At 61.2% G+C, this 25865-nt stretch carries 19 protein-coding genes and 1 pseudogene; 9 read left to right on the plus strand and 11 right to left on the minus strand.

Going from position 1 to position 25865, the window contains the following annotated elements; all coding sequences use genetic code 11:
- Positions 1–41: 41 nt before the first annotated feature.
- From SB753_RS31920 to SB753_RS31930, 3 genes are read right to left on the minus strand one after another with little or no spacing between them, the layout of a single operon-like run.
- Entirely contained in the window at positions 42–878 is an 837-nt protein-coding gene (locus SB753_RS31920) for an oxidoreductase (protein ID WP_410803851.1), read from the minus strand.
- A gap of 28 nt (positions 879–906) precedes the next feature.
- Positions 907–1500 (minus strand): flavodoxin, encoded by a 594-nt coding sequence (locus SB753_RS31925; protein WP_410803853.1) that lies wholly within the window; start codon positions 1498–1500, stop codon positions 907–909.
- Positions 1501–1515: 15 nt separating this feature from the next.
- Positions 1516–2505, minus strand: a complete 990-nt coding sequence (locus SB753_RS31930) for an aldo/keto reductase (RefSeq protein WP_410803855.1) — start codon at positions 2503–2505, stop codon at positions 1516–1518.
- Between the two features lie 1537 nt (positions 2506–4042).
- On the opposite strand from SB753_RS31930, the gene SB753_RS31935 reads away from it, so the two are divergent.
- Positions 4043–6748 (plus strand): beta-glucosidase family protein, encoded by a 2706-nt coding sequence (locus SB753_RS31935; protein WP_410803857.1) that lies wholly within the window; start codon positions 4043–4045, stop codon positions 6746–6748.
- A gap of 298 nt (positions 6749–7046) precedes the next feature.
- On the opposite strand, the gene SB753_RS31940 is transcribed toward SB753_RS31935, so the two are convergent.
- From SB753_RS31940 to SB753_RS31965, 6 genes are all read right to left on the minus strand, one after another.
- On the minus strand, positions 7047–7646 hold the full coding sequence (locus tag SB753_RS31940) for a MarR family winged helix-turn-helix transcriptional regulator (protein WP_410803859.1): 600 nt from the start codon (positions 7644–7646) through the stop codon (positions 7047–7049).
- Positions 7647–7765: 119 nt separating this feature from the next.
- Positions 7766–9427, minus strand: a complete 1662-nt coding sequence (locus SB753_RS31945; protein WP_410803861.1) for a GMC family oxidoreductase — start codon at positions 9425–9427, stop codon at positions 7766–7768.
- 25 nt (positions 9428–9452) lie between these two features.
- On the minus strand, positions 9453–10733 hold the full coding sequence (locus tag SB753_RS31950) for an MFS transporter (protein ID WP_410803862.1): 1281 nt from the start codon (positions 10731–10733) through the stop codon (positions 9453–9455).
- 84 nt (positions 10734–10817) lie between these two features.
- Positions 10818–12251, minus strand: coding sequence for an NAD-dependent succinate-semialdehyde dehydrogenase (locus SB753_RS31955; protein ID WP_410803864.1), 1434 nt, complete (start codon positions 12249–12251; stop codon positions 10818–10820).
- Positions 12252–12284: 33 nt separating this feature from the next.
- A complete protein-coding gene (locus SB753_RS31960; protein WP_410803866.1) occupies positions 12285–12689 on the minus strand; it encodes a PaaI family thioesterase in 405 nt (134 codons plus the stop codon).
- Complete coding sequence (locus tag SB753_RS31965) at positions 12686–13636, minus strand: hydroxymethylglutaryl-CoA lyase (RefSeq protein WP_410803868.1); 951 nt, start codon at positions 13634–13636, stop codon at positions 12686–12688. Before SB753_RS31965 ends, SB753_RS31960 begins: the two co-directional genes overlap by 4 nt.
- Positions 13637–13976: 340 nt before the next feature.
- On the opposite strand from SB753_RS31965, the gene SB753_RS31970 reads away from it, so the two are divergent.
- From SB753_RS31970 to SB753_RS32005, 8 genes and pseudogenes are all read left to right on the plus strand, one after another.
- Complete coding sequence (locus tag SB753_RS31970; protein ID WP_410803870.1) at positions 13977–14741, plus strand: enoyl-CoA hydratase/isomerase family protein; 765 nt, start codon at positions 13977–13979, stop codon at positions 14739–14741.
- On the plus strand, positions 14738–15937 hold the full coding sequence (locus tag SB753_RS31975; protein ID WP_410803872.1) for a CaiB/BaiF CoA transferase family protein: 1200 nt from the start codon (positions 14738–14740) through the stop codon (positions 15935–15937). The genes SB753_RS31970 and SB753_RS31975 overlap by 4 nt, the downstream gene beginning before the upstream one ends.
- Positions 15938–15969: 32 nt before the next feature.
- A complete protein-coding gene (locus SB753_RS31980; RefSeq protein ID WP_410803873.1) occupies positions 15970–16758 on the plus strand; it encodes an enoyl-CoA hydratase/isomerase family protein in 789 nt (262 codons plus the stop codon).
- Positions 16751–18406 (plus strand): AMP-binding protein, encoded by a 1656-nt coding sequence (locus SB753_RS31985; RefSeq protein ID WP_410803875.1) that lies wholly within the window; start codon positions 16751–16753, stop codon positions 18404–18406. The genes SB753_RS31980 and SB753_RS31985 overlap by 8 nt, the downstream gene beginning before the upstream one ends.
- Positions 18407–18498: 92 nt before the next feature.
- Positions 18499–19839 carry an MFS transporter gene (locus SB753_RS31990; protein ID WP_410803877.1) on the plus strand — a complete coding sequence of 447 codons (1341 nt, stop codon included), beginning with the start codon at positions 18499–18501 and terminating at the stop codon, positions 19837–19839.
- A 119-nt stretch (positions 19840–19958) separates the two neighbouring features.
- Complete coding sequence (locus SB753_RS31995) at positions 19959–20906, plus strand: NAD(P)H-dependent flavin oxidoreductase (protein ID WP_410803879.1); 948 nt, start codon at positions 19959–19961, stop codon at positions 20904–20906.
- Between the two features lie 118 nt (positions 20907–21024).
- Positions 21025–22149 carry a porin gene (locus tag SB753_RS32000; protein WP_410803881.1) on the plus strand — a complete coding sequence of 375 codons (1125 nt, stop codon included), beginning with the start codon at positions 21025–21027 and terminating at the stop codon, positions 22147–22149.
- Positions 22150–22272: 123 nt separating this feature from the next.
- Positions 22273–22575 (plus strand): annotated as a pseudogene (locus SB753_RS32005) (2-keto-3-deoxy-L-rhamnonate aldolase); the annotation flags it as partial.
- 952 nt (positions 22576–23527) lie between these two features.
- Here SB753_RS32005 and SB753_RS32010 read toward each other — a convergent pair.
- Both SB753_RS32010 and SB753_RS32015 read right to left on the minus strand, forming a co-directional pair.
- Positions 23528–24733: a porin gene (locus SB753_RS32010; RefSeq protein ID WP_410803883.1), complete on the minus strand. Its 1206-nt coding sequence runs from the start codon at positions 24731–24733 to the stop codon at positions 23528–23530.
- A gap of 181 nt (positions 24734–24914) precedes the next feature.
- Positions 24915–25865 (minus strand): DUF979 domain-containing protein, encoded by a 951-nt coding sequence (locus SB753_RS32015; protein ID WP_410803884.1) that lies wholly within the window; start codon positions 25863–25865, stop codon positions 24915–24917.

The raw sequence follows: 25865 nt of genomic DNA on the forward strand, positions 1-25865 counted from the left end.
GCTAAAGACGGTAGCTATGAGGCGCTCATAGATGAGCGTTTCTAGCGCTCATCAGGAAAGTCCGTGCTTGCACTTAGTTCCTTCCAGTCTTCGATTTCGCGGAGCCGTGCGCCAAGCTCGGCTGTTACGGTCTTGATCGCATCGCGTCCCAACAGCAGGCGCGATGGAAGGCGCTCACCGGTCACTGCTTTGACGATAGCCGCCGCTGCGCGCACCGGATCGCCTGGCTGGGTACCATGGGTCCTGTCGTTCTCTTTTCGCCTGGGACCCGCGGTGGCGGCATAGTCAGGAATGGACGCTTTTGCCTGCTGGAGCGACCTGCCGGCAAAATCCGTGCGGAAGGCGCCGGGCTCGACTACCATCACCTTGATCCCGAGGGGCTCGACTTCTTTGCGCAGCGCATCTGACAGGCCTTCCAACGCGAACTTCGTCGCCGAGTAGTAAGCCGAGCCCGGCATTCCAAGCCATACGGCGATGGAAGAGACGTTCACGATAGTGCCGGTGCGACGGGCCCGCATGCCAGGGAGGACCGCTTTGATTACGGCGACCGCGCCAAAAAAATTGCTGGCGAACAGGGCTTCGACTTCATGTTCATCGGCCTCCTCGACAGCTGCGCGGTAACCATGACCTGCGTTGTTGACCAGCACATCCACGCCACCGAACCGCGCCTGCGCAAGCATGACCGCTGCATCGACCTCTGCACGGTTTGTCACATCCAGTGCGGCTGCGACGGCCGTGTCGGGATAGGCCGCAACGATGTCCTGAACTGACTGCGGGTCACGGGCTGTCACGACTGCATTGAAGCCCGCCTGCAATACCGCATGTGCAAGGTCACGGCCGAGGCCGCTCGAACACCCGGTAATCATCCATGTCGTCATGTGATCTACTCCCAAATGATTTAATCAATTACCCGTTGACCCTAATTCCGCTGAGCCAGTCGTTTACCTGATTCATGGTTCGCCGTTCCTGATCGGCCTCCATCACAAAACCCGGAAGCAGCCGCGCTCTCGGCGCGTGACTGACCAATACGGTCTGACTGTTTCCCGATCCATAGCCGCCGTGCGTAACGAAGGGAATCACCGCCTTGCCGGACAGATCGTGTGCTGAGAGGAAGGCGCGCATGACCGGCGGCGTCGTCTCCCCCCAGATGGGGAAGCCCAGGAACACCGTGTCGTAGTCCCCGATGTTGGAGACCCTCGCCTCCAGAGCGCGCTCTCGTCCACTGTCGCGCTCCAGCCGCGCCTGCTCGACTGTGGCCAGATAATCTTCGGGATAAGGCGTCGCAGGCCGGATCTCGAACAGGTCTGTGCGGAGCGAGCGATGGATCAGGCCGGCGACCACTCGCGTGTTGCCGGAGCGGGAAAAATAGGCCACAAGCGTCCGCGATCCGTTTCGTCGCACTTCGCCGCTCGAACCTGACGTTGCTGCCACGACACTGAGAGGAAGCGTTGCAAGCGCCGTCATGATCGTTCGGCGTAAATAATCAGGAGGCAACGACATTGAGTGTCTCCGGACCTATCGTCCCACGCGCGCCTGCAGCGCAGCCGGGTAGCGGTCACCCTGGATCCTGACCTGTTCAAGAACGTTGGCGATCGTGCGCAAGTCGTCGTCCGACAGCTTCACCGCCGCGGCGCCGAGGTTTTCTTCCAGTCGGTGCAATTTGGTGGTACCAGGAATTGGCACGATCCAGGGCTTCTGGGCGAGCAGCCAGGCCAGCGCGATCTGGGCAGGTGTGGCACCGTGCGCACTGGCTATCTGACCGAGCCGATCCACCAGCACCTGATTCGCCTGTAGCGCTTCCTGCGAGAACCGGGGCACGACACTGCGGAAGTCATCACTGCCGAAGGTCGTGCCCTCCTTGATGGCGCCCGTCAGAAACCCCTTGCCCAGCGGGCTGAACGGCACGAAGCCAATCCCAAGCTCTTCAAGGGTTGGCAGGATCTCCGTCTCGGGCTCGCGCCACCACAGCGAATACTCGCTTTGCAATGCGGTGACGGGCTGTACGGCGTGGGCGCGGCGCATGGTTTGCGCGCCTGCCTCGGATAAGCCGAAGTGCTTGACCTTTCCTTCTGCGATCAAATCTCTGACCGTGCCGGCCACATCCTCGATTGGCACGTCCGGGTCGACGCGGTGCTGGTATAGCAGGTCGATCACATCGGTGCGCAAACGCTTGAGCGAACCTTCGACGGCCCAGCGGATATGCTCGGGCCGGCTGTTGAGGATCTGCTGCCGGTTATCGTCGCCGAAAGTGAAGCCAAACTTGGTGGCGATAACCACCTTCGCGCGCATGGGAGCGAGCGCCTCACCGACCACCTCTTCGTTGAGATAGGGGCCGTAGACCTCTGCTGTATCGAAAAAGGTGACGCCCCGGTCCACGGCGGCACGGATCAGTGCAATCGCTGCCTGCCTGTCCGTCGCTGGCCCGTAACCGTGGCTCAGGCCCATGCAGCCGAAGCCGATGGCTGATACTTCAAGTTGACTGTTGCCGAGCTTGCGCGTCTTCATGATGCCCTCCAGTTCGCACAACTTTAGACCCGAACAATTGGCAACACTAGATGGCCCAATCGGAAAGGGTTCATAACCGAATCGTATAAATCGACCGGCGCACACCAGCTCGCGATTTTTACGGCATTTGCGCGCGAGCACCGCTTTTCTCGTGCGGTGGCTGGGCTGGAAATATATGATGCCGGCGCTGAGCCGGGCAATGCGTAGAGCGACGAAAAGTCGTCACCAAAAAAACAACGTAAAGTCGTCACCCATTGGAAGGCCGGAGTAAAGAGATAGGCCGTTACCCTCAGGGACAAACCGACGTCTGGATCCGAATCGCTAAGCAGCTTAAAGGCAGTACAAAAGACCGTTTGGTACTTGCGTACCCATGCGGCCGTCATCCAAGCGTTGACGGAACTCAACGGTGAGCCTTCCCTGCGGTTCCTGATCCTCGCAATACACCGAAGCAACACGAGATGCATGACATCGATTTGACTCAATACATCGATGCACTGAAGCAATTGGACATGAACACGCGCTGCAGTTCGTGTTTTCCGCGACCGGCTATCGACGCGATGGCGACTACGACGATACCGAATAGACACCGAAGTTCCCTGGCGAGAAGCATGAGATGGTCCTTGTATCGCCGACCGGTGACGATCATTATTTCAGCCCCCGCGTAGATGGCCCTTCATTACGGGGTTGACAGTCCAGTCGCGTAACCGGCACTAGTTTCATCACCGTCGCGACAGCAAAAACGTCACTGCTCGGTGCGTCCCCTGCGCTGTGATGTTGGACCGAGGCGGGGTCTGCTGCGGCCGACGACGGGCCCCTATGACATGGCGAGCATTATTTCCCGCGCTGTGCCCTTAGGCGAATCCGCCTCTGCGCCAAAGGACAGCATCGGCTTGCCAGTCGCGCCTCGGAGGCTTCGGCGCCTCCCGAGTCCCCCTATGGTACAGGTCGAAAGACAACCGCGTGCCAAGCGTATTCGTCACTGGTTTTCTGTTTGCCGCCTGGCCGGCATCTGGTTTTGCGCCTTGACTTGGACCTGCGTTTGCCGCGCGACGGGAGCCTGGCTGACTGGAGAAACTAACTGAGCGAACGAGGGCACCGCTGAATCTCTATCTTCAGTTGACGGCTGGGCAGTCTGCGTACTCGCGTTTGCTACGGGCTGCGCTCTTGGGCTACCGCTTCCATCGCATCCTGCGCCGATCGCTGCAACCCCTATTATTAGCGCAGACGTTAATGAAATGCGGTGTGATTCGAATATGAGACGACTGGAATTCATGTCCGCCACCTTGTTTCGCCAAACTATTTCGGAGTCCGGTCTTCCGACATGCGCAGCATCGGTCTTCCTCCTCAGGGCACTAGAGCGACCTGCGTGCGCATCATGAGTTCAGAGTGGTACATAAAAATCGAGGAATGAAGTTCCCCTGTGTAACCGAATGTTACCGCGCTTTTCATTTCGCCGTTACGGACTATTGTCGATTGACATTGGCCGTTAAGACCAGCGATGGGGGTCTCCTACGGCCGTAACGAAGCGGGTGCCGCGATGAATGTTCGACATGCTGTCACAGCGATTCTGGGCGTGTGTGTCGTGGCCGCTTACTCTGCTCCCCCGCCTTTTCCATCGACTCAGGCACAGGTCAAGGCTATCGCTCAATCGCTTCTGAATCAGATGTCGTCCGTGCAGAAACTGGACTACATCAGCGGTACAGGTGCGTGGGATGTCAAGCCGGTGCCAAGCCTGGGATTACCGCAAATAAAAGCTAGCGACGCAGGCCTGGGGGTTCGACTCGCGACGCCGCCAGGCGTGGCCTACCCCGCAGGCCCCGCGCTCGCAGCTACGTTCAACGCGGACCGCGCAAAGGAAATGGGTGTCGCACTTGGACTGGAGACACGCTCGAGCGGCTTTCAGCAGATAGCCGGTCCTGGGATGAACATGTATCGCACGCCCTACTCAGGCCGTTCGTTTGAATACGTATCCGGAGAAGATCCGTATCTCGGCGCAGTGATGGCCGCGGCGGAGATCAACGGTATTCAGTCGCAAGGTGTGTGGGCGGACGCAAAGCATTACATCGCCAACGAACAGGAAGCCAACCGCTTCAATCTTATGGAATCCGTAAGTGAGCGAGCGCTGCGCGAAATTTACATGGTGCCCTTCGAGTCGTCGGTCAAGAACGCGAATGTTGCAGTCGTCATGTGCGCTTTCCAGGGCTTGAACGGTGCCGATCCGGTCTGTGAAAATGGTCACGTGATCCAGCAGGTGCTCAAAAACGAATGGGGCTTCGCAGGTTTCGTCGAGTCCGACTACGCTGCCTTGAAGCACCCATTGCCCGCGGCGCTCGCTGGCGTGGATATGGAACGTCCGTCTGCATCGATCTTCTCGCCCGACGCGCTCAGTCCGTTCATATCCAGCGGACAGATTCCGCAAAGCCTCATTGACGACAAGGTAAGCCGCATTCTGGGCCGCGTCGTTGCATATGGATTCAATAACGGCGTGCCGGCCGCGACAAACGGCTCGCATCCTGCCTTCGCGGAGCGCGCCGCACTCGATGTGGCGCGCGAGGGAATCGTGTTGCTCAAGAACGCGGGCAACGTGCTCCCGCTTAGCCACAGCAGCGTAAAAAGTATCGCCGTAATCGGCGAACTCGCGACCGGTCAGCCGCCTACCGGCTACGGCAGTGCAAACATAATTTCGCCGGTTTTTATCAGCGAGATTAGCGGCCTGCAACAGATCGCGGGCGGAGCGCGAGTCGACCTGATCGATGCAATGACGCTTGACCCGTCGCGCAGTGTCTGGACGACGACTAGCGGAACAGCCGGCGTTCAGGCTCAGTATTTCAACAATGCGACGTGGAGTGGAACGCCCGTCCTCACTCGCATCGAATCCAATATCAACCTGGTAACGGCTGGCGCATCCACGGGAAATGGAAGCGTCACGGGGCCTGGAAGTGGAACGGGCGGGGGAAGCGTGGTCACGGGGACCACGGGAACCGCCACCGGGACGGGCACCACATACGGTAACGGAGGAGGTTCGTCGACCCCGGGTTCCGTCCGCTGGACAGGCGTCGTCACGCCCACAGCTACTGGAGCGCATGTCTTCAAGGCGAGAGCCGATGGCGCTGTCCGCCTTTACATCAACGGCCAGCTAGTTCTCACAAACGGCGAGGGCAGCCCGCTGGCTGGCAACGTTATCCCGCCCACCATCCCGACCAGCGCCCGAATCGTGCTACAGGCCGGCCAGCGGTACACCGTGCAGTTCGACTATTCCCCCCGCCCCGGCTACGTCGGACTGTTTGGAGGATTTCTCGGAGCACAGCTTAGCTGGGCGTCGCTTGTTCCGCCTCCTGGCGTGGGCAGCTACGATGCGGTTGTTGTCGCTGTTGGTAACAGCTACGAGTATGAAGGCGAAGGCTTTGACCATCCGTTCACGCTGCCGGAGTTCCAGGACGAACTGATTTCCAACGTGTCCGCGGCCAACCCGAAGACCATCGCAGTAGTGCATGGCGGCACGGGACTCGACATGCATTCGTGGATAGGACAGGTGGGTGCCGCGCTTCATGCATGGTACCCAGGCGAGAACGGTGGACAGGCCTTGGCGGAGATTTTGTTCGGGGATGTCAATCCTTCCGGCAAGTTGCCGATCACCATCGAACGCAGCGTCAGCGACAACCCGACGTTCGCTAATTACCCGCAGTACTCGAATTCTCTCGATTTCAATGCGATGACCTATACCGAGGACATCTTCGTTGGGTATCGCGGGTTCGAGAAGACGAACCGCACACCACTGTTCCCGTTCGGGTTCGGGCTGTCATACACGGCCTTCGCCTACAGTGGCCTGAGCATTTCGCCGCAAGTCGCAACCGGCGACGGCCGCATCGCGGTGTCCTTCAACGTTACTAACACGGGCCAGGTTGCCGGATCGGAGGCGGCTCAGGTGTATGTCGGTGAACAGAGCGCGCCCGTGCCCCGTCCTGTCAAGGAGCTCAAGGGCTTTGCCAAAGTGTTCCTTCAGCCGGGGGAAACGCAGCGCGTGCGGGTGTACCTCAATCAGCGGTCACTGGCCTATTACGACACCGCGCGCAACGCCTGGGTGTCGGACGCGGCTCCGTTTGCAATATTTGTTGGCGCGTCGTCACAGGACATCCGGCTTCGTGGTCAGTTGCTGAATGTAGCGCAGCACATCACCAGCACGACAGAGAGCAATCCCTTGGCCGCGCCACGCGAAGTCCGGGTCGGTGCCGTTCATCTATGACAGCCAGTGCGCGGACGGCCCAGGCACGCGGCAAGACGACAGTCTCAACTAATAAAAACCACACGGTCTTCCGTTGCGTGCCGCGACACGGCCAGACCAGCCACCGCGGTCTCTTCATCGAGAGGCCGGGAGCGCGATGTCGCAACGACTCGAACACTGGACTAGTATGTGTCCGCAACCGTCCATGCAGCACTTGCGCGGCAACGTCCTTCCCTGGTTGGAATTGCGGTAGGTCACGACGCGCTTCCGCAAGCTCACGCGGGCGGCTTTGTCGGCGTTTCCCTATGAGCTGCTTTCCCTACAGTTGTAGACGCACTCTTCCCTCAACCTGCCCCGAGCCGTGAGAGTCGGAAGCTAGGTCCCCGGACTCCGCTTCCTCGCGCTCCTGGTCCAGCATGGCGCGCGCCTGATTTGTAAGTTTCTGTAAAACCCCCGGGAGCATCTCGCGCTCGGCACGGGTGAGACACGAAAGTAAGCGCGCATTTCGTTCTTCGGCGATTGGAAATACCTGCGACACCAGCGCCTTGCCCTGCGCAGTCAGAGTGATAACCACTCCTCGGCCATCAGTGAGGTCTGCTTCTCGGGCGAGCAGGCCCCGCTCCTCGAGGCCGCGGACCGTGCGGCTCGCGAGGCCCCGATCGAACTGGGCATGCTCGGCAAGCCGGTTCATGGACATGCCGCGCTTGCCGTGCAGAAGCGCCATGCAGCGCCATTCGTTCATTGTCAGACCGAAGCGGCGTTCGTATGCGCTCGACGAACCCTTGGTGTAAATGTTGGTCAACTGGCGTAACTGAAACGAGACCAGATCGCGTAAATCGCCCAGTGCGGGCGCGTCCTCCCGATTCGGAACAGCCCGCTCGTCCGCCGAATTTTTACCCTTCCGCACCGTCGTTCCCACGTTTTGCCTCCCGCGATCAGGGCACTTGATTCTGCCCAATATACATGACAACGTCACATATCTTAGCAGAGTCGGCGGTACTTCCCAAGTCCGCCGGGCCCCGCTTCCGGGCAGCTTCCTCAAAGCTTCCCAGCCTGAGAGGTTTTCGCATGGAATCGGGATTCGCTAGCCAGCGCTGTGCTCTCCTGTTTTTTTTCCGACGGATTAAGAATGAAATCCGCGCACCGCTCGCCGATCATGATGGCAGTCGCATTGGTGTTGCCACTCACGAGCGTGGGCATGACGGAGGCATCGGCGACGCGCAGATTGGTCATGCCGTGCACACGCAGTTGCGGATCGACCACGGCTAAAACATCGACGCCCATGCGGCAGCTTCCGGCCGGATGAAACACCGTCTTCGATACCGTGCGGATATGCTCCTCGATTTGCGCGTCGCTGATGTCCTCCTGCGCGCTGGGCATCAATTCTTCGGAAATCAATTCGCGCAGCGCGGGCGCACGCAAAATGTTGCGGCTGATCCTCACGCCGCGGATCATTGTTTCAATATCGTACGGATCGCTGTAGAAGCGGGGATCGAGCAACGCGGGCGCGAGCGGGTCCTTTGATGCGAGCCGCACCGTGCCGCGCGACTTGGGACGCACTACACATGGTCCGATGGTGATGCCGTGCCCCTCTAGCGGCTTGCGGTCAACGTCTCCAACAAGCGTCGGCGTCGTGTGAATCTGGACGTCTGGACGACCAGTGTTTGCTGTATCGATGAATGCGCCGCTTTCGATCACATTCGAGCTCAGGAGGCCTGAGCGCGCGAATACGTACTGCAACCCGTGCATCACCGCACGCAGCCCCCTGTCGTGCCCGAGCAAACTATGCCGATGCCGGGCGCGGCCATAGACCGGCGCAGTCAGATGGTCCTGGAAGTTTTCTCCGACGCCGGGCAGGTCGTGGATTAGGGGAATGTCGAGATCTCGCAAATGGCCGGCTGGCCCGACGCCTGAGAGCATCAAAAGCTTCGGGCTCGCGGCTCCTCCCGCACAAACGATAACCTCCTCGCGGGATGCGAGCCTCTCCTCCTCGCCATTGGCGTGACGCACCAGCACGCCCGTGGCTCGGCGACCATCGCACAGCACCCTGAGCACGTCGGCCCCGGTGACGATCCGCAAACGTGGATCATGCTTCACGAGCTTGAGATAAGTCGCCGCGCTGCTACCGCGGCGTCCGTCGAAGGTGGTCGTCTGAAACAGACCCGCGCCTTCCTGGCGTTCGCCGTTGAAGTCATCGGTAAACGGCACGCCCGCTTGCGTTGCGGCCTCCACGAACGCACGCGAAAACGGATGCACATGACGCGCATCGTTGACTTTCAGCGGCCCTGACGTACCGTGCAGTGGTCCGCCGATCCGAGCATTGCCTTCGCTTTTCACAAAATACGGCAGAACGTCGCGCCAAGCCCATCCGCGCGCGCCGAGCGCTTCCCAGTCGTCGAAATCCTGATGCTGGCCGCGAATGTAGATCATCCCGTTTACCGAACTGCCGCCACCGAGCGTGCGGCCCTGCGGAATATAGAGCTCCCGATTATTGACGTTTGGCTGACGCAGCGTCCTGTACATCCACATGCGATGTGTACCATGCACCTTGAAGAAGGTAGCGGGAATGTGGATGAACGGATGATTGTCGGGCGGTCCCGATTCAATCAATGCGACGCGTTTGCCAGCCTGCACAAGTCTTGCGGTGAGCGCGCATCCGGCCGATCCGCCGCCCACGATGACATAGTCGAAAGCATCCATAGCGTGTCTGTCCTCGATGAGCGTTTTAAGCGGTGCGGCTGACCGGCATTTCGTTAGACCGGATACGGAGCGCGAGCACTGCCGCGATCAGCGCGCTCGCTCCGATGATGAGAAGACCCAGTCCATAGCTGCCCGTATGCTGCTTGACATATCCCATCAGATACGGCGCTCCGAAGCCCGCCAGACTCCCGATTGTGTTAATCATGGCGATGCCTGCCGCAGCGCCGGTGCCCTTGAGAAACATCGGCGGCAACGACCAGAACGGCGGCAACGACGCGAAGGTACCGCATGCGGCAAGCCCGAGGCCGATCATCTTCGCGGTGACCGTGTCCATTTCAGCGGCAATGCCGAAGCCAATCACGGCCACCAGCAACGGAAGAATCAGATGCAGCTTTCGTTCGCCTGAGCGGTCGGACTTTCGGCCCCAGACAATCATCGAGATGGCGCCCGCAAGGAACGGCAACGCGGTGATAAGGCCCGTCTGCATCTTGCTGAAGCCAAAGTCCGAGACGATAAGCGGCAGGAAGAACACGCAACCATAACTGCAGGCGATCAGCGCTACGTTGATCAGGCTGAGGAGCCACACACGCGGATGCGCGAAAGCCGACATGATCTCGCCGCGGCTGTGCGAGTCGACATGCTCGACATCGCGTGCGAGGCGCCCGATGAGCCACTTGCGCTCGGGATCGCTGAGCCACTTCGCCTTGTCAGGTGAGTCCGTCAGGAAAAAGAAGCAGAAGAAGGAGAAGAGCACTGGGGGCGTGGCTTCGATAAGGAATACCCACTGCCAGCCCGCGAGCCCGGCGACGCCGTCCATATACAGGATCGACGCGGAGAGCGGCGCACCGATTACGATAGACAGCGGAATAGCGATGAGAAAGTAGCCGAAGGCACGCGCGCGATACGTCGAGGGGAACCAGAACGAAATGTAAAATATGAGTCCCGGGAACAGCCCAGCCTCCGCAATGCCGAGCAGAATGCGAAGCACGTAGAGCGACTTTGGACCAACTGCGAAAGCCATCGCGCCGGAAAGCAGTCCCCACGTGAGCATGATGCGCGAGATCCACAGGCGCGCGCCAAGTTTCGAAAGAAAGATGTTTGACGGAATCTCACAGATCACGTAGCCGAGAAAGAAGATCCCGGCGGCAAACCCATAGTCGGCTGGCGAAAGGCCGAGTGCCCGGTTCATCGCGATGGCGGCTACCGCCAGATTGCTGCGGTCGATGTACGAAATCAGGTAGCAGAAGATCAGGACGGGCATCAAGCGATACATGACCCGTTTCATGACCTGTTGTTCGAGGTCCATTGCTTCGTCTCCAGTTTATGACTTTTGCGTGCGCATGAGTTCCTCGCGAGCGGTGCGGCGGTCGCCCGCTGCACCGCTCGCGAGTTAGATGTCGAGCTGCGATACGTACTTGAGATTGAGATAGGCGTCGATGGCTTCCGCGCCTCCCTCGGTGCCGTAGCCACTGTCCTTCACACCACCAAACGGTACTTCGGGAAACGCGATCGCGATCTGGTTGACGGTGATCATTCCAGTCTCGACTTCGGCTGCGATGCGATGCGCCTGCTTTGCTGAGCGCGTGTAGGCGAAGGCGCAAAGCCCGTATGGCAAGCGGTTAGCTTCGTCGATCATTGCGTCGAGCGACTCGAAAGCGTTGACCACTGCGATCGGCCCGAACGGCTCTTCCTGCATGATTCGCGCACTTCGGGCTACGTTCACAAGGACGGTCGGTTCGAAGAAATAACCCCGTTCCCCAATGCGCTTGCCGCCCGTGCGCAGTTCGCCGCCGTTCGAAAGCGCGTCGTCGACCAGGCCCTGCAACGCACGCAAGCGCCGCTCGTTGGCGAGCGGGCCCATCGTCACGCCTTCGGTCAGGCCATCGCCTACCCGAACCTTCGACATTGCCGCAACCAGCTTGTCGACGAACGGCTCGAATATCTTGCGCTCCACGAGGAAGCGCGTCGGTGATGTACACACCTGGCCTGCATTGCGCAGCTTGAATGCGCCAAGTTGGGCAGCGGCGGTGTCGATGTCTGCGTCGTCACAGACGAGTGCAGGGCCGTGACCACCAAGTTCCATCGTTGCCTTCTTCATGTGCCGGCCCGCCAGCGCAGCGAGATGCTTGCCGACTGGCGTCGATCCGGTGAACGATATCTTGCGGACCGCGGGATGCGGCACCAGGTACTCCGAGATCTCGGCGGGCACGCCGTACACCAGATTGACGACGCCGCGCGGCACGCCCGCGTCCGCGAATGCACGGATCAGTGCGGCCGGCGCGGCTGGCGTTTCTTCTGGCGCTTTCACGATGATCGAGCACCCCGCCGCCAGCGCTGCCGACAGCTTGCGGACGACCTGATTGATCGGGAAATTCCAAGGCGAGAATGCGACAGCCGGGCCGACCGGCTCCTTCATCACGAGCTGATATGAGCCAGGAATGCGTGACGGAACCATGCGTCCATATGCGCGGCGTCCTTCGTCCGCGAACCAATCGATGAGATCGGCCGCCGACAGCGCTTCGTTTTTCGCTTCAGCGAGCGGTTTACCTTGTTCCAGCGTCATCATCCGCGCGATCGAATCGGCGCGCTCGCGCAGCAGGTTGGCTGCGCGACGCATGATATTTGCGCGCTCGTAGGCACTCATGCGCTTCCATACGTCAAAGCCCGTCTGCGCAGCGGCGACGGCCGCATCGAGGTCGGCACGTTCGGCATGCGCCACGCGGCCGATGACTTCTTCCGTCGCCGGATTCACGACGCCGATGGTGCGCGCGGACGCGCCCGATCTCCATTCGCCGTCGATAAAAAGCTGGATATCTTCGTACATGGGGCTGAATCTCCTAGTTCAATATGCGGGGTGTCATCGGTGGTCGACAGGCGCGACAGCGAACACCGCGCTCGCGGTTGCCACCACTTCATTAATGCTGTTGCGGACCTCGGCGTCGCAAAACGCCAGCGTGCGGCCGCAGCGACGCAAGTGCGCGTGCGCGGCAATGCGCCCGGATGCGGGTTTCAGGTAATTCACGGTGAGACTCGCGGTGCCGAGGATCTCGACGCGGCCGTTGGTACGTGCGGCAAGTCCCATCGACGTGTCGAGCAGCGCGGCGAGCAAGCCGCCATGGGCGTTGCCGTGTCGGTTGACGTGGCGTGGTTGTACGTCGCAGGCGAGGATCGTCCAGCCGTCGCCGTAGTCGATGAGTTCAAAGCCCTGCTCAATGCAGAAGCTCGATTCAATCCTGAGCGGCCGTGCCACCTCGGTATTCATGCCACCCTCGTGTGCGTCGATGCACGCGCTAGCATCGGGTTCAGGCCGGTCCGGGCGACGCGGCTCGCGAGCGTACGACCGAGCGTGGCTTCGCAGACAAGCGATGCGTCCATCATCGCGGCAAGATCGATGCCGGTCGCGACTCCCATCGTCTCGAGCACGTTCACGAAGTCCTCGGTGCACACGTTGCCGGTCACGCCGCCGCCATACTTCACCTTTGCCGGATGTCCGCCCACGCCGCCGAAAGCGACGTCGAAGTGCCGCACGCCCGCTTCGAGCGCGGCAAGATAATTGACGATGCCGGTACCCCGGGTGTCGTGGAAATGCGCGATGGCGTCGACATCGGGAAACGCGTTCAGCATCGCGCCGAAGAGGCGCTGCGTGCCCGCCTGCGTGGCGACACCGATGGTGTCCCCCAGCGTGACATGGTGCACGCCGAGCGAAGCGAAGCGCTCCACATCGGCGAGCACGCTTGTTTCATCGACCACGCCTTCAAACGGACAGCCGAACGCGACGGAGATGGTGCCGATCAGCCGAAAGCGGCCCTGCGCCGCGGCGGCCATCGCCTCGATTCGCTTCCATTGATCCGCGCGGCTTTGCTTCAGATTGCGCTGCGAATGCGCTTCGCTGGCTGAGATGAGCAAACTGACCTCGTTTGCCCCGATCCCCGCTTCCAGGTCATCGAGCGCGCGTTCGACCGCGCGCAGGTTCGCGCATGTGCCCTTGTAGTACACGCCGTCGACGCGCGGCAGTGCCCCCAGCACGTCGCTCGCATCCGCGAACTGCGGCACGACTTGCGGATTGGAATATGAAGTGGCTTCGACTCGTGCGAAACCCGCCCGTGCGAAGCGGTCGATCAGCGCAACTTTTTGTGCCGTCGGGACGAATTCGGTTTCGTGCTGGAGCCCGTCGCGGGCAAAGCATTCACAAAGAGTCAGGTCTGGCATGATTCGTCAAGTTCCGTCGAAATGTGGTGACTGTTGGAATGATAGAACCATCTATACGCGTCATTGTCAACTACCTACAGGTTTGGGCGGACGTTCAGACGATTCGTCAAACGAGCCCATAAAGCGGCGCAAAGGGCCTGCCACTAAGCGTTAAACGCGAACCGCCCGCGCGCCGGTGTTCTCTCTTCCCATCACTATGCAACGGGTTAACACTGACCGAAAAAGCAATTTTTGCTTGCCGAAATCACTCATTTTTATTTGACTTTATCACGCATCAATTCTAATCTTAGTTCAAGCGCCGCACAGTGGCGTTCCCATCCAAGCTCCGAACCGACGACCCATGACCTCAACCGACAGCCTCCTCATCGAAGACCGAGCCGCCGTGCGCCTGTTGACGATGAACCGACCCGAGAAGCGCAACGCGCTCAACAACGAACTCACCCGCGCGCTGTTCGACGCGCTGCAGGCCGCCGACCGCGACCCGTCCGTCAGGGCCATCGTGCTGGCAGGCGCCGGGAAGGCGTTCTGTGCCGGCGCCGACACCAAAGAATTCGGCGGCTTCGTTAATGCCGGCGATTCCGGCAGTGCCGCGCAAGCCGCGCTCGACCGCGCACATCTCACCACCAACCTGCATCGCGCCTTCTCCCAGATCGGCAAGCCGGTAATAGGCGCAGCGCACGGCTATGCGATGGGCGGCGGCGCAGGGCTGGCGATTGCATGCGACATGCTGGTGGCGGGTGAAAGTCTGAGGCTCGGCTACCCTGAGCTGAAACACGGCATTGTGGCTGCGATCGTGATGGCGAATCTAGTGCGCCAGGTGGGGCGCAAGACCGCGTTTGAACTCGTTTCGCTAGGCGAGGCAGTCGACGCATCACGCGCACTGTCGCTCGGTCTCGCGAACTGTGTCGTTTCCGATGAAACGCTGGTTGAAACTGCGCTCAGCGTCGCCGAGCGCCTTGCCGCGTGCGACGCGCCAGCGATGACCGCTACCAAGCGGCTGTTCCATCGCGTGGCGGATCTGCCTTTGCAACAGGCGCTGGATGCATCGCTCGACACCAACATGATGATGCGCAGCTTCCGTCAAGACCGGGCAAACGACAAATGAACTCCACGCTGATCAAACCCCTGAACAACGTCACCGTGATCGAGCTTGCGCGCGTGCTTGCATGCCCGTTCGCGGACATGATCCTCGCCGAGTTGGGGGCAACCGTCATCAAGATCGAGCAACCCGGCACGGGCGACGAGACTCGCACTTTCGAGCCCCAGGTCGGCGACGAATCTGCGTACTACTTCGCGTGCAATCGCGGAAAACAGTCGGTCACGGCCAATCTCAAGACCGACGCCGGGCGGCGTATCGTGCGCGAGTTGGCCGCAGGCGCGGACATCCTGATCGAAAATTTTCCGGTGGGCACGCTGCAGCGCTACGGCCTGGATCACACCCCGCTGCGCGCGCAGAACGAGCGGCTCATCTATGTGTCATGCACGGGCTTCGGGCAAACCGGCCCGTATGCGAGGCGCAAGGGCTACGACACCGTCTTCCAGGCGATGGGCGGCCTGATGAGTCTGACGGGCGAGCGCGGCGGCGGACCGGTGAAACCGGGCTTGCCGATCGCCGATCTGACCTCGGGCATGTGGATCGCCATCGGGCTGCTGTCCGCGTTGAACGGCCGCGCGCTGACCGGCAAGGGTTGTCATATCGACTTCTCGATGCTCGACGGTCAGGTGAGCCTGCTCACGCTCGCGGCGGGCCGATATTTCGCGCTCGGCGAGGTGCCCCCGCGACTCGGCACCGAGCATCCGGGGCGTGTCCCGTCAGCCACCTTTGCGTGCAGCGATGGTGCGTTCGTGCACATCACCTGCAGCGACCAGCACTGGGCGCCGCTCTGCAAAGTGCTTAAGCTCGCCACGCTCGCCGCCGATCCGCAACTCGCGACCAACGCAGGGCGCGTTGAGCATCGCGAGCGCGTGATGAGCGCGCTCACCGAGGCCATATCCGGCTGCACGCGCGCCGGGTTGTGCGAAGCCTGCGACGCCGTGGGTGTACCGGCCGGTCCGATCAACGACGTAGCCGAAGTGCTTGCCGATCCGCACGTGAAGGCGCGCGGCATGGTGAGTGAGTTCGAGCATCCGACCATAGGCACCTTCGGCGCGCTGCCGCTGCCGTTCAAGTTCGATGGTTTTGCCGATCCGCAAGTTGTGCGTCCACCGCTGCTTGGCGAGCACACGGAGCAGGTTCTGCGCGAGCGGCTCGGCTACGACGCTGCGCACGTCGCCGCCCTGCGCCGTGACGGCGCAATCTGAAGCACGGCAAACAAATACTGGAAGGGAACCCCATGACAGTCAACGAAACACTGATCGTCGAACGCCATGAAGGCGTGGCCGAGATCGTCCTGAACCGACCCGAGCAGCGCAACGCGCTCAACGCGGCAATGTGCGACGAGTTGCGTACCGCCGCCATCGAACTGCGCGCCGATGATGCGATCCATTGCGTGATCGTGCGCGCGAACGGCCCGGTGTTCTGCGCGGGCGCCGATCTAAAAGAACGCAAAGGCATGACGATCGACGACGTGCGCGCGCGGCGCCTCAAAGCATTCGCCGCCTACGACGCCATCGAGAAGATCGGCAAGCCGTGTATCGCGCTGGTAGAGGGCGCGGCGGTCGGCTCAGGTGGTGAGATCGCGATGGCGTGCGATTTCATCATCGCCACGGACAATGCGATCTTTCGCACACCTGAGGCGTTGTGGGGCACGGTCGGCGCGACGCAGCGCCTGCCGCGCATCGTCGGCAAGCGGCTCGCCAAGGATATGGCCTACACCGGCCGCACGCTGTCCGTGAAGGAAGCGCAACAGGCGGGGCTCGTATCGCGAATTGTGCCCGCCAGCGAAGCGGTGAGCATCGTGCGCGAGATGGCGCGCGACGTCGCGGCGGCGCCGGCGCTCGCTATGCGACTCACGCGCGATTGCATCGATCGCGGTGTCGAAACCGATCCGGCGGGCGCGCTCGCAATCGAGATGCTCGCGATCGACACGTTGCTGCAAGAGTCGGACTGGAACCAGTCGATTTCGACATTCGGCCAGAGCAACGATAGCGCCGAACAGGACAAGGAAGCCCGCCATGCATGACGCCTACGCTAACTACGCCGAACGCTTCGGCCTCACCGGGCAGGTCACGCTGCCCTCGACCCTCGCGGCGCGCGCGGCGGCTACACCGGATGCGGAAGCACTCGTCATCGACGGTGTGCGGATCGACTACCACACTCTCTACGAGCGCGTCCAAAGCGCCGCCGCACGCATGATCTCGGCAGGCGTCGAACACGGCGAACATGTTGGCATCCTGATGGGCAATTCCGTCGACTGGGTTGTCCTCTTCTACGCGGCGGCGTCCATCGGCGCGGTCACGGTTCCTGTCAACACTCGCTTCAAGCTCGACGAGCTGAACTATTGTCTGAAGCAAGGTGACGCACGCGTACTGTTCTATGTCGATACGTTCCTCGGTATCGACTACTCGCAGTTACTGCGCGACGTGGAGCCCGCCTTCGATTCAGCGCTGCCTGGCGAAGTGCTGCCGCTCCTGCGTCGCGCGGTGCTCGTCGGTGAGACGGAGCGTGCGATTCCCGCAGGCGTCGAACGTTTCGACGCCCTGCCCGACACGCCCGAAGCCCGCGCGGAAGCCGCTGCGCGCGCGCATCGTGTCACGCCCGAAGACACTCTGCTGATCCAGTACACCTCGGGCACGACATCGTTTCCGAAGGGCGTCCTGCTTCGCCATCACAACATGCTGATGAACGCGGCGGCGTCAGCGCAGCGCATCGGCGTGCGGGCGGACGACCGTTATTTCAGCGTGCGGCCGTTCTTTCACGTCGCGGGCACGACCATGTCGTTGCTCGTCGCGCTCGTGACCGGCGCATGCCTGCTGTCGGTGCCGTCATTCGACGTCGCTACCGTGCTCACCATTCTCGACGAGGAACGTTGCACCCTCACATCCGGAAACGACACGATCTTCCTGATGATGATGAACCACCCTGAATTCAGGCGCGAGCGGATCCACTTGCGTGGTGGCTGGGCCGCGGCGGGGCCGGAGATCATGCAGAAGATCCACGATGTGATGGGCGTGAAGTACATGGTTGGCGCATATGGCCAGTCCGAGGCGTCGCCGAACGTGGTGCTTAACGATTGGCGAGATCCGCTTGAGATGCGCGTCGCGGGGTGGGCCGCGCCGCATCCGGGCATCGAGATCCGCACGGTATCGACGGAAACAGGCGAAGTACAGCCCGCTAACGCGCCCGGCGAGATCCAGGTGCGTGGCTGGAGCGTGATGAAGGGGTATTACAACAAACCACTGGAAACGGCAAAGGCGTTTAGCGAGGACGGCTGGCTACGCACGGGCGACCTCGGTGTGATCGATGCTGATGGCCGCATGCGCATGCTCGGACGCCTGAAGGACGTGTTCCGTGTAGGCGGCGAGAATGTTGCGCCCGCCGAAGTCGAGGAGACGCTGTTTTCGCATCCCGCGGTACAACTCGCGCAAGTGGTCGGTGTGCCCGATGCGCGGCTCGGCGAAGTGGCGGCGGCGTTTGTTGTACTGCGCCCGGGAAGCGGGGCGACGACCGAGGAACTTGTCGCGTGGTGCAAGAGCCGCTGCGCCAATTTCAAGGTGCCGCGTTATCTGCAGATCGTCCATTCGTTTGACGACATCGGTATGACCGGAAGCTCGAAGGTCCAGAAAAATAAACTGCGCGAGTATGCCATCCGCGAATTCGGACTTGCTTAAGCATCCCAGGGAACGGCCTTTCATCGAAGTACGGACGCTTAGTACTCTCACGCAGCATTGTACTGCGTGAGACGCGTTCACCAGGAGGAGACATGACGACGTACGTATCGGACGCCGTTGGGGATGTGCGCCCCGACGCTACCGTCGCTGAATCGACTTACCGCACCATCAGCCGCCGCATTCTGCCGCTGCTCTTCTTGTGCTACATCATCAACTACATCGACCGGGTGAACATCGGCATCGCGCAGATCCAGTTCAAGGCGGACCTGCATTTCAGCGATCTGGTCTATGGCATCGGCGCGGGACTGTTCTTTGTCGGCTTTCTGGTCTTCGAAGTGCCGAGCAACCTGCTGCTCGCGAAGCTCGGCGCGCGCAAGACGCTGCTGCGCATCATGGTGACGTGGGGCGCGGTGTCAAGCGCGACGATGTTCGTGCGGACGCCCACTGAGTTCTACATCGCGCGCATGCTGCTGGGCGTGGCCGAAGCGGGCTTCTTCCCCGGTATCATCCTCTACCTCAGCTACTGGTTTCCGGTCGAGCGTCGCGCACGCGTGACCGCGCTGTCGTTCATCTCCATTCCGGTCGCGACGATGATCGGCGCGCCGCTGTCCGGCTGGATCATGCACAGCTTTCACATGACCCACGGCCTCGCTGGCTGGCAGTGGATGTTCCTGCTGGAAGGCCTGCCCGCGATCGTGCTCGGCATCGTCGTCTACTTCCGGCTGGAAGACCGGCCTGAAGATGCAGCGTGGCTAACGGCTGCCGAGAAAGCGAGCCTCGTCGCCCTGCTCGCGGCCGAGCGCCGCGAGCGTGCCGGGCACGGACAGGAACACGGCGGCATGCTCTTCGCGTTGGGCGACTGGCGCGTGTATATCGCGGGGCTGGTGTCGTTCTGCGCGTATGTGCTCGCGAGTACCATCGCCTTCTTCGCGCCGATGGTCATACAGGCCAGTGGCGTCCACGATGCGCTCATCGTCGGTCAGCTCGCCGCGATTCCCGCCGTCGCCGGCATCGTCGCGATGATTCTTGTGAGCCGCCATTCGGACCACGTGCGCGAGCGGCGCTGGCATGCGGCTGTCCCGCTGATGCTCGCTGCGGGCGGCCTGATCGCGCTGCCCTTCGTGCGCGGCGATCTCACACTCTCCGTCGCACTGCTCGCGGTGGCGACGGCGGGCCATCTGTCGAGCCTGTCGGTATTCTGGACAATCCCGTCGAGTTATCTCTCTTCCAGGAGCGCGGCGGCAGGCATCGCGCTCGTGAGCAGCATCGGCTCGCTCGGCGGACTCGCGGGGCCGAGCATGATCGGTTACGTCAAGTCCGTGTCCAGCAGTCTGACGCTCGGGATTCAGATCGCGGGCTGCGTGGTTCTCGTGGGCAGCATCGTGCTGCTGATCGGGATTCCGGCTCGACTCCTTGCGAACGGCAAGGCGTAGCGATCGTGTCCCGACCACTTTTGAACATGTAACTCGCCGAATTCTTACAGTGCATTGAAAAGCGATTCGGTGCGCGTATCCCGCCCTCATATGGGCGCTCCGAGACAAAGGAACCAACCATGATCCAAACCCGACTCACCCGGATGCTGAACATCCGCTATCCGATTATCCAGGCGGGGATGAGCTGGGCATCATCAAATGCGGCGCTGCCAGCCGCCGTGAGCAACGCGGGCGGACTTGGCGTGATTGCCGCGGGTCCGATGTATCTCGACGCGTTTCGCGACGCCGTACGTGAAGTCAAGGCCGCCACGAACGGCGGCGTATTCGGCGTCAATCTGCCACTTTATCGTCCGCAGGCTGAGCTCTTTCTGGACGTGATCGAAGAGGAGCGCGTGCCCGTCGTGTTTGCGTCGCAAGGCGGTCCGAAGGCGCATCTCGAACGCTTTCGGCGCATCGGCACGCGTTGGATTCATGTGGTTTCGACGCTCGAGCACGCGCGCAAGGCCGCCGCCGCGGGTGTCGATGCGCTCGTCGTCGTGGGTGCAGAAGCGGGCGGCCATCCGCCCGCAAACGGCGTGAGTACGCTGATTGCCGTGCGGCGTGCCGTGCTGGAGTTCTCCGTGCCGATCGTGGCGGGTGGGGGTGTCGCCGACGGCTATGGCGTCGCCGCGCTGCTCGCGCTCGGCGCGGATGCGGTGCAGCTCGGCACGCGCTTCATCGCGACGCGTGAGTCGGGCGTTCACGAAAACTACAAGCACGCCGTGCTGGACACTGAAATCGACGGCACCGTGCTCGTTGGCATGCGCAACCTCCCCGTACGTATGACGAGAAACCGCTTCGCAAACGACGTGCTGCACGCCGACAAGCATGAAGCTGATGACCAGGCCTACGATGCGCTTTTCAAGAGCAGCACGCTCAGGCAGGCGGCGCTCGATGGTGATATTGAACGCGGCAAGGTGGAGCTAGGCCAATCGGCGGGTCTAATCAAAGATCTGCCGGGTGCTGCTGAAGTCGTGGCACGCCTCGTCGACGAGTATCGGGAGGCCGTGGGGCGGCTCATCGGCTGATTAACACAGAAGCTGCTCAACGCCGCTCCGGCTTCGATTACTCGGAGGCGTTCGCGTCGTTCGAACCGCTCTACGACGTTTACTTCGTATGCCTAATCAAATAATGGAGACTTTAAAAATGAAGAACACATGTGTGTTGGCCGTTACATTCGCCTTCACGTGCGCAGCTCACGCGCAAAGCAGCGTCACGCTCTACGGCTTGGTCGATACGGCGTTATCGTGGCAGACGAATCAGGTCGGATCCACGGCAGCCAACGGACGCGCCATCTCCAGCGGCAGTTCAGTGGCGCTCGGGCCCGGTTTCTTCAATGGGTCTCGCTGGGGCCTGCTTGGGTCAGAAGACCTGGGCGGCGGAACGGCCGCGATTTTTCGCATTGAGGCGGGCTTCAATCCGACGACCGGCGTGTCGTTGCAAGGCAACCGGGAGTTCGGACGGCAGGCTTACGTGGGCCTCAAGGGGAATTTCGGGCAGTTGACGTTTGGCCGGCAATACAGCGTTCCGTTCGACACGCTGCTGCCTTTCGATACCATCGGTTGGGGCAATTCAGCGGCAAGTGATGTGTGGGTTCAGTTGCTCGCGGGTTCGCGGCTCGATAACACCGCGAAGTACGTGCTCAACATCGGCCGGTGGAAGTTTAGCGCCGCGTACTCTTTCGGCGGCCAAGCAGGCAACGTGTCACATGGATCGACTTATGCAGCCGGCGTCAACTATCAAGGAAGCATGTTCTCCGGTGGACTGACCGCGCAGCAGGCGAAGGATTTCGCCGGCAACAAGCAGTCAAATCTCGGTGCGGGCGCAGGATTGGTGACCGGGTCGCTCATTTGGTACGGCTATTATCTTTACACTCGTCGCGACGGCGCTTTCACGCCGACCGTCGGTCAGGACTTCTCGCCCACGTACGGCACTTACACCCAACTATATACGAATCCCGGCAATACCAATGTCGGATCGAGCACCGAGCCGCGCACCGATAATGTCTTCCAGCTTGGTACGACATGGCAGGCGACGCCGACAGTTCAGATCAAGGCGGCGGCGATCTACGACCTTGCGCACCATGTCAACGCGAACGGCGAAGGCGGCAATAAGTTTTCCGCATTCTTGACCGGCGACTATTCTCTCTCGAAAAGAACCGACGTCTATCTTGCCGGTGCGTACAGCAAGGTGAGTGGTACGTTCAACGGACCGTTCGCCGGCAATGACGACAGTGCTTCAGCCACGCTGGGTCTGCGGCATCGCTTCTGAGCTGGAACCTCCCATAACCGGTGACTCGTTGACGATTCGGTGAAGACAGCGATCGCAGCAATTGGTGCTTCTCACTGACATCAGTAAATCGCGTCATCGGATGGGACGTTTTGAGAGGTTTGCATTCGGGGCGTTGGGAGTGCACTGGCGCGGGCGTCGCGCTGGAACCGTGTCCCAGACTACCTGCGACGGCCAGCAGGCGTCCGCGACGCGATCCCCAACGGGTAGCCGGACGCTGCGCGCTGCGGGGAAAGCCGCCGGCGTGCTGTCGCCGGATCGCGAGATTGCGATGGACTACCGCGGCGCACATGCGACGTTCGTCGCAGTCGGCACGGATATCCGTTTGCTCAGTAAGGCGGCTACCAATCTCGCCGCTTCGTATAAACAGATTGCCGTCCTCTCGACTCGTCCACAGGCGGTTACTGAAACTCGATGGGTCAAAAATTCCCTCAAGCCCCCTATGAGCGTTACAGCGTCGGCGGTTCGAACCGCACCGTGTTTGCGGATGACGCGATGGTTAGGGATCTTGTTGCGCGCGAGATCGCCACATAAAATGTTGGATTCAGATTTGCTGCTAGCCGTGTTCATAGCGGCGCTAGCATGATCACTAATAATGCTAGCGTACGTTGCACACGCCCGAGAATTCAGTGCGAGCATAGCGCTTGGCCTTGCAGCTATAGCGCCTCATTTGCACATAATGGGTGTCCGCACAGCTGGCCTGTCGCTGAACACTACGACGCGTGATAACCAGAATAACCCTTCATTCAAGCGCTAAAGTTACCGTTTTTTAAAGCAACCATAGAAAGCTGAAGCGGCCGCTGACAACATGCGCTCGGTCATCGACATAGAACAACGCTTATGAAAAGCGCCTTTTCGATCGCGTGGTGGATGCGATTTGATATCTAGGTACCTCTGCCGCGCTAGCAGAGTTACTGAACAAACTTCCTCATGATTGTTGTACCGTCGCGACAGGCATCGAATCGCACTGATCGAGCGCATTCCCTTACACAGCAAGCGATTCGACGTTTTGGCCGCTAGCATCCCTGTGAATGCGGCTAGCGGCAATTGTGAACACCAACACATTCTGAAGCAAAACGGTCATCCACGCTTGCGTTACCACCGGTCGCATCACTGGAGCCATCTACCGAGCGCATTTGCCCCGCCGGACACAGGGTGACACGTAGCTGATTCTGAATACGACACTCTTCGACAGGTCGGCTTCGACCCTTTGAAAGACATGCATATCAAGACGGCGCGCTGGGGGCCCGAGGTAACGCTGGAACGTTCATAACCGGGAATTCGCGCGCAATTATTGCATCGCCCCAGCTATGCAAAATGCGCCCCGGGGCCCTTTAGTCGAGAAAGCGTCGAACACCAATCAGAAGCGGTGGCGAATGCCGACTCGCACGACGCCCTGATGATCCGAGTCCGACGGCGTGATCGTGTAGATCGCGGCATGCGCGTCGCCGCCGGTAGAGTCCGTGCCCGACGCGTGCTGATACATACCCATCACGTACACATCGGTGCGCTTGGACAGCGAGTAGTCCGCGCCGAGCGACACCTGGTGGTAGGTCGCCCCACCTACCTTCCCGCGCGCCGAGCTGATGTTGCTGCCCTTCATATAATCGTACGCGACACCCAGCAGCAGCGCCGAACCCACGCGATACTCGCCGTTGATTTCCGCGTTGTTGTAATGCATGCTGCCCCTGTAGCCGAGCGAATTTGGACCCGACGTCGTATCGCCCAACCCCTTGAACGCCGTGTTCGAATAGGTGAAGCCGACGTGCGCCGCGCCGAACTGGAATCCGCCGCCGGCCACGATCGACTGATACATCGAGGCCGATGCGAATCCCGAGATCGACGGCGCTGTGCCGAAGTTTGAGCCCGGCACGCCGTTGTTCGTCGCGGCGACCGTGCCCGTCGCGCCGAAGTACGACACGTTCGGATTGCGCGCATTCAGATACGCCGCGCCGAGTGCGAACGGCCCATACGTGTAGCCGCCACCGACGCTGTAAATCTGGCTGCGGCCCGTCGAACCCGCCACGCCGCCCATCGAGTACAACGCGCTGAACGCAAAGCCGCCGAACGACGGGCTCTTGTATTTCACCGAATTGTTGATGCGGAAGGAGTTGTTCAGGTTGTCGACGTCGGCCGGATGCGTGCCGAACGCGCCGCTCCAGCGCGTCGCGGAAACGAACGGCCCGACGAAGTCGACGCGCGAATCGTACTGACGACCGAGCGTCACCGTGCCGAGCTGTGCGCTCGACAGACCGACCCACGCCTGCCGGCCGAACTCCAGACCGCCCTGCCCGAGCTTGCCCGTCGACGCGTCGAAGCCGTTCTCGAGCACGAAGACGGCCTTCAGTCCGCCGCCCAGATCCTCCGTGCCGCGCAAGCCCCAGCGGCTGCCCTGAATGACGCCGCTCGTATTGCTGAACACCTTGCCGGCGCCGCTGTTACTGATGTAATTCAGCCCCTCATCAATGATCCCGTACATCGTGACACTGCTCTGCGCGTGCGCAAGACCCGAACCGGCAAGCAGGAACGTCAATGCGACAGACTGCGCATACACATGCTTTTTCATCAGTAGACCCCGTACAGAAGTGTTGTGTGGACATCGAAAATCGAGCGCGACAAACCCCGCCACGCGACGGCAAGCCGTCCGTGTGACAGATTCGATAAGCGCAGGAAGTGAAGCGGGCTAATCAGGCGAACCAGTCAGCCGGATAACGCAGGAACAGGCTTCGGATAGCGCGAGCGCGCCCTTACATCAGCAGATAGAGCAGAACGACGTTGGCAAGCAAGAGCGGGAACGCGGTCATCATTTGTACGCGGATCACGCCGTAACGGTCCGGCAGTTCGAGCAGCGCCGCGGGCACGATGTTGAAGTGCGCGGCCATCGGCGTGACGAGCGTGCCGCAGTAGCCGGAGAACATGCCGATAGCCGCGACCACCGCAGGATTGCCGTGGTACGTATGGATCAGCACCGGTAGTCCCACGGCCATCATCGCAACCGGGAAGGCCGCGAACGCGCCGCCCATGATTGCCGTCATGATGGCTGCGCCGAACGTGTAGACAATCACGGCGAGCAGTCTGAAGTCAGTGTTGATGTAGGTATGCGTCAGCCATGCCGCCGCTTCGCCGACTCCCGCGCGGCCGAACATCAATCCGAGCACTGCGAGCATCTGGGGCAACAGCAACGCCCAGCCGAGCGATTCCGTCAGATGCCGCGATTGCCGCATCGATTCGACCTGTGTGCCCCGCGTGATGCGGCACGCGACCAGCACCGCGACGATCACGCTGAGGCCCAATGCCGCAAGTGTCGGATTCGCCTGATCGAACAGAAACAGCCCGCCGAGCTTGAACTTAGGCAGCGCGACCGAGCCGATCAGTGTACCGATCGGCACGAGCAGCGCAGGCACGAATAGCCAGTTGCCGAGACGCTTCACGCTCGCGTTGCGCTCGGCTGCGGACAGCGATGCAGGCTTGCCGCGCCCGAGTCCGCCGAAGCCAGCGATCAGCGCGGCCGCGACAACGGCCGCGCCGACGACCACGGCCGGCAAGCGATCGCTGAACAGAAACAGCGCGGAAAAGATCAGCCAGAACGCGCTGCTGCCGAGTCGCCGGTTATGCGTGTGATCAAGCAGGATCAGCACGCCTGTGATTGCGAGAATGATGCCCGCCAGCCAGTAGAAGTATTCGGTGCGCAGGATCAT

The organism is Paraburkholderia sp. SIMBA_053, assembly GCF_046534895.1.
Classification (GTDB): domain Bacteria; phylum Pseudomonadota; class Gammaproteobacteria; order Burkholderiales; family Burkholderiaceae; genus Paraburkholderia; species Paraburkholderia caledonica.

Excerpts from the sequence above, each read along its gene's own strand:
- SB753_RS32000 (WP_410803881.1), top strand. The coding sequence starts at position 21,025 with ATGAAGAACACATGTGTGTTGGCCGTTACATTCGCCTTCACGTGCGCA.
- SB753_RS31975 (WP_410803872.1), top strand. The coding sequence starts at position 14,738 with ATGAACTCCACGCTGATCAAACCCCTGAACAACGTCACCGTGATCGAG.
- SB753_RS32010 (WP_410803883.1), bottom strand. The coding sequence starts at position 24,733 with ATGAAAAAGCATGTGTATGCGCAGTCTGTCGCATTGACGTTCCTGCTT.
- SB753_RS31965 (WP_410803868.1), bottom strand. The coding sequence starts at position 13,636 with ATGCCAGACCTGACTCTTTGTGAATGCTTTGCCCGCGACGGGCTCCAG.
- SB753_RS31955 (WP_410803864.1), bottom strand. The coding sequence starts at position 12,251 with ATGTACGAAGATATCCAGCTTTTTATCGACGGCGAATGGAGATCGGGC.
- SB753_RS31990 (WP_410803877.1), top strand. The coding sequence starts at position 18,499 with ATGACGACGTACGTATCGGACGCCGTTGGGGATGTGCGCCCCGACGCT.
- SB753_RS31950 (WP_410803862.1), bottom strand. The coding sequence starts at position 10,733 with ATGGACCTCGAACAACAGGTCATGAAACGGGTCATGTATCGCTTGATG.
- SB753_RS31920 (WP_410803851.1), bottom strand. The coding sequence starts at position 878 with ATGACGACATGGATGATTACCGGGTGTTCGAGCGGCCTCGGCCGTGAC.
- SB753_RS32015 (WP_410803884.1), bottom strand. The coding sequence starts at position 25,865 with ATGATCCTGCGCACCGAATACTTCTACTGGCTGGCGGGCATCATTCTC.
- SB753_RS31995 (WP_410803879.1), top strand. The coding sequence starts at position 19,959 with ATGATCCAAACCCGACTCACCCGGATGCTGAACATCCGCTATCCGATT.
- SB753_RS31985 (WP_410803875.1), top strand. The coding sequence starts at position 16,751 with ATGCATGACGCCTACGCTAACTACGCCGAACGCTTCGGCCTCACCGGG.
- SB753_RS31970 (WP_410803870.1), top strand. The coding sequence starts at position 13,977 with ATGACCTCAACCGACAGCCTCCTCATCGAAGACCGAGCCGCCGTGCGC.
- SB753_RS31945 (WP_410803861.1), bottom strand. The coding sequence starts at position 9,427 with ATGGATGCTTTCGACTATGTCATCGTGGGCGGCGGATCGGCCGGATGC.
- SB753_RS31935 (WP_410803857.1), top strand. The coding sequence starts at position 4,043 with ATGAATGTTCGACATGCTGTCACAGCGATTCTGGGCGTGTGTGTCGTG.
- SB753_RS31925 (WP_410803853.1), bottom strand. The coding sequence starts at position 1,500 with ATGTCGTTGCCTCCTGATTATTTACGCCGAACGATCATGACGGCGCTT.
- SB753_RS31930 (WP_410803855.1), bottom strand. The coding sequence starts at position 2,505 with ATGAAGACGCGCAAGCTCGGCAACAGTCAACTTGAAGTATCAGCCATC.
- SB753_RS31980 (WP_410803873.1), top strand. The coding sequence starts at position 15,970 with ATGACAGTCAACGAAACACTGATCGTCGAACGCCATGAAGGCGTGGCC.
- SB753_RS31960 (WP_410803866.1), bottom strand. The coding sequence starts at position 12,689 with ATGAATACCGAGGTGGCACGGCCGCTCAGGATTGAATCGAGCTTCTGC.